This window comes from Pseudoduganella sp. RAF53_2 (assembly GCF_052113985.1).
Lineage (GTDB): Bacteria > Pseudomonadota > Gammaproteobacteria > Burkholderiales > Burkholderiaceae_D > Rugamonas.
This window is the reverse complement of the sequence record NZ_JBFRDW010000604.1, coordinates 1-3,789: the sequence shown is the minus strand read 5'-3', so window position 1 is coordinate 3,789 and position 3,789 is coordinate 1. Positions and strand designations below refer to the sequence as shown.

At 59.8% G+C, this 3,789-nt stretch carries 4 protein-coding genes; 3 read left to right on the top strand and 1 reads right to left on the bottom strand.

The window, feature by feature from the left end; genetic code table 11:
* Positions 1 to 108: 108 nt before the first annotated feature.
* The gene (rpsB, locus tag AB4Z11_RS26260; RefSeq protein ID WP_442028784.1) at positions 109 to 861 is read right to left on the bottom strand and encodes a 30S ribosomal protein S2; all 753 of its coding nucleotides are present in this window, start codon (positions 859 to 861) and stop codon (positions 109 to 111) included.
* Between the two features lie 306 nt (positions 862 to 1,167).
* Between rpsB and AB4Z11_RS26255 the strand changes: the two genes are divergently transcribed.
* From AB4Z11_RS26255 to map, 3 genes are all read left to right on the top strand, one after another.
* Positions 1,168 to 1,605, top strand: a complete 438-nt coding sequence (locus AB4Z11_RS26255; protein WP_442028783.1) for an SRPBCC family protein — start codon at positions 1,168 to 1,170, stop codon at positions 1,603 to 1,605.
* Positions 1,606 to 1,689: 84 nt separating this feature from the next.
* A complete protein-coding gene (locus AB4Z11_RS26250; RefSeq protein WP_442028782.1) occupies positions 1,690 to 2,847 on the top strand; it encodes a DUF2235 domain-containing protein in 1,158 nt (385 codons plus the stop codon).
* Positions 2,848 to 2,904: 57 nt separating this feature from the next.
* Positions 2,905 to 3,771, top strand: a complete 867-nt coding sequence (gene map, locus AB4Z11_RS26245; RefSeq protein WP_442028781.1) for a type I methionyl aminopeptidase — start codon at positions 2,905 to 2,907, stop codon at positions 3,769 to 3,771.
* Positions 3,772 to 3,789: the final 18 nt, after the last annotated feature.

Sequence of the window (3,789 nt, the reverse complement as noted above, 5' to 3'; positions counted from 1 at the left end):
GGCTGGCACCTTGTGGCTGCCAGCCCGACGGAAATCTGTTTAAAAAAAAGGGGGAGCTGTTGGGCCACCCCTTTTCAAGCTGTTCCCGCTTCTCAGCGGATCAGACAATTAAGCCTGCTCGTTCACTTCCACGAACTCGTCACCGGCTGCAGTCTTGATGGATTCCAGGACTTCAGCGGAGGCGTTGGCACGGCCTTCCAGGATCGCATCTGCCACGCCGCGGGCGTACAGGGTGATCGCTTTGGAGGAGTCGTCGTTGCCAGGGATGACGTAGGTCACGCCTTCTGGGGAGTGGTTGGTATCAACCACGCCGATGACCGGGATACCCAGCTTGGCAGCTTCGGTGATCGCGCCCTTGTGGTAGCCAACGTCCACCACGAAGATTGCGTCAGGAACGCCGCCCATATCCTTGATACCGCCGATGGATTTCTGCAGCTTGTCCAGTTCGCGGCGGAACAGCAGTGCGTCCTTCTTGGACAGCTTTTCCACGGAACCGTCTTCCATCGCAGCTTCCATGTCTTTCAGACGCTTGATCGAGGTCTTGATGGTCTTGAAGTTGGTCAGCATGCCGCCCAGCCAACGCTGGTCGACGAATGGCACACCTGCGCGCTGAGCTTCAGCGGCGATGATGTCACGGGCTTGACGCTTGGTGCCCACCATCAGGATGGTGCCACGGGAAGCAGCGATTTGACGCACGGTCTTCATCGCGTCCTGGTACATGGCCAGGGTCTTTTCCAGGTTGATGATGTGAATCTTGTTGCGGTGGCCGAAGATGAACGGAGCCATCTTTGGGTTCCAGAAACGGGTTTGGTGACCGAAGTGGACGCCGGCTTCCAGCATTTCACGCATCGTTACAGACATTTTTTACTCCAGGGTTGGGTCTGGAATCCTCCCAGTCACCCTTGCGGGCACCCTTGTCGGGGGGATTCGGGTTTATAAAAGTAAGAAGATTTACAACATTGCAAGACACGAGGTCAGGCAACCATAGATTCTACCTTGGAATTGGCTCTCCGGGCAAGTTCGGCGACCGCTTTGGCCCGGTCATGACTTGCAGTGTTATTGCAAAACACGCAAGATGATCGGAAACTTTTTTCGGACGACGTCGATTTTCGGGAATCCGGCGCGTCGTGGAGTTACAAACCCCTCATTTTAACGAAAGGTTCTGCCATGTCCACGCACACCATCCGCCTGCACCGCGTTCTGCGCACCACTCCTGAAAAAGTCTACAAGGCCTGGACCACGGCCGCGGCCTGGAACAAATGGCTGCCGCCGTTCGGCTATGTCGGCGAAGTCCACGAGCAAGACCTGAAGGTGGGCGGCAAGTACCGCATGTCCTTCACCGACATCGGCACCGGTTTCACCCACTCCTTCGGCGGCGAGTACAAGGAACTGAAGCAGAACGAGCGCCTGAGCTACACCGCCGTGTTCGACGATCCCAACCTGCCAGGTGAAATGCGCACCACCGTCGAACTGCGCGCTGTCTCCTGCGGCACTGAAATCAATGTGGTGCAGGAAGGCGTGCCGGCCGTGATTCCGGCCGAGCAGTGCTACCTGGGCTGGCACCAGTCGCTGATCCAGCTGGGCCTGCTGGTCGAGAATCAATAAGGCGATAGTGAGTATTGGGGAGAATTCCGGGATCTGAAAAGGACGACAATTGTCAGACTAATCCTACAACAAGGGGAGTCCGACATGAAGAACATCATTTTCTGCGCCGATGGCACCTGGAATTCGCCCAATCAGGACGAAGACAAGGACGGCGTCCCCGACCCGACCAATGTCTTCAAGCTGTTCGTCACCCTCGCCGGCCATCCTGTCGCCGGCAGCATCCTGCTGGCCAAGGAACAGGAATCCGAACTGAGTGAAGGCCCGGCGAAAATTCAGGTCGCCAAGTACATTCACGGCGTAGGCGACTCCAGCAACGCGATCGGCCGCCTGATCGGCGGCGCTTTCGGCTCAGGCCTGATTTCGCGCATCGTGCGCGGCTACACTTATATCTCGCGCCATTACGAACCTGGCGACAACATCGTCATCGTCGGCTTCAGCCGCGGCGCCTACACGGCGCGTGCCCTGGCCGGCCTGATCGCCGCCAAAGGCCTGCTGCGCGACGCCACCGAAAATGACAAGGAAGGCGCTTACCGGCGCGGCGCCCAGGCCTGGTATCAGTACCGCCACGATTGCCTCAGCAAGAACAGGAAATTCGACATCCTGGCGCGGCTGGGCGAAGCCATCGCCGACCTGCCCGCCTTCGTCAGCCAGAACTCGCTGAAGAAGGAAGACTTTGTCCAGCTCACCGCGCCGGTCGGCGCCGTCGCCGTCTGGGATACGGTTGGCTCCATGGGCATCCCGGCCTACCACCGCGACGCCCGTTCCGATACCTTCAAGTTCATAAATAATGATCTTTCGCCCGAGATCAAAGTCGGCCTGCACGCCATCGCCCTGGATGAGCAGCGCGTGGACTTCACGCCCACGCTCTGGAACGCACGGGCGGGCGTGACGCAGATGGTGTTCCCCGGCGCGCACGCCGACGTCGGCGGCGGCTATCCCCAGGCCGGCCTGTCCGATGCGGCGCTGCAGTGGATGATCGAACAGCTCTCCACGCTCACGCCCCCAGTCCTGTTCCAGAATCCCGGCCCGCTGGCATTTAAGCCTGATTTCAAAGGCGATGCGCATGAGCCATGGAATATGGACCCGTGGAATGTGCTGCACCCGCGCGTCGCGCTGCGTGAACTGGACCAGGCGAAATTCAAGCTTCTGGCCCATCCGTCCATCGACCAGCGCCGCCAGGCCGGCAATGTGCGCACCAACCCCGGCGAACCGGGCAAATACGACCCGAAAAACTGGCGCTGATCCCCCCGCCCTCCCCAGAGGGGCAGAACGCCCGCTTCTGCCCCTTCGTTTATAATCTTGCTGATAACGCGTCCCCGCGTGCACCAGACAAGATTGCAGAATCAAATGACCATTTCCATCAAAACCACCGAAGACATCGAAGGCATGCGCCTGGCCGGCCGCCTCGGCTCCGAGGTGCTCGACTACATTACCCCATTCGTCAAAGCCGGCGTCACCACCGGCGAGCTGGATCGCCTGTGCCATGAATACATGGTCAACGTACAGGGCACCGTCCCTGCCCCGCTGAACTACTGCCCTCCCGGCTACACGCCGTATCCAAAGGCGATCTGCACGTCCGTGAACGACGTGATCTGCCACGGCATCCCGGGTGACAAGGTGCTGAAGAACGGCGACGTGGTGAATCTCGATATCACCGTCATCACCAAGGACGGCTACCACGGCGACAACAGCCGCATGTTCTTCATCGGCGCGCCCTCGATTCTGGCCAAGCGCCTGTCCGACATCACTTACGAGTGCATGTGGCTGGGCATCGAACAAGTAAAGCCGGGAGCCACGCTGGGCGACATCGGCCACGCGATCCAGGTGCACGCCGAGAAAGCCGGCTACAGCGTCGTGCGCGAGTTCTGCGGYCACGGCATCGGCAAGGTCTTCCACGAAGAACCGCAGATCCTCCACTACGGCAAACCGGGTACCGGTCCCAAGCTGGAGGCAGGCATGATCTTTACCATCGAACCGATGATCAACGCCGGCAAGCGCGAGATCAAGGAAATGCCGGATGGCTGGACCATCAAGACCAAGGACCGCAGCTTGTCCGCGCAATGGGAACACACCATTCTCGTGACCGACACCGGCTACGAAGTGCTGACCCTGTCCGCAGGCAGCCCGCAGCCACCGGCCTTCATCACCCAAAAAGCAGCAGCGTAAATCCGCATGCCCCACGCC

Coding starts and splice junctions, on each gene's coding strand:
- AB4Z11_RS26250 (WP_442028782.1), top strand. CDS start 1,690: ATGAAGAACATCATTTTCTGCGCCGATGGCACCTGGAATTCGCCCAAT.
- rpsB (WP_442028784.1), bottom strand. CDS start 861: ATGTCTGTAACGATGCGTGAAATGCTGGAAGCCGGCGTCCACTTCGGT.
- AB4Z11_RS26255 (WP_442028783.1), top strand. CDS start 1,168: ATGTCCACGCACACCATCCGCCTGCACCGCGTTCTGCGCACCACTCCT.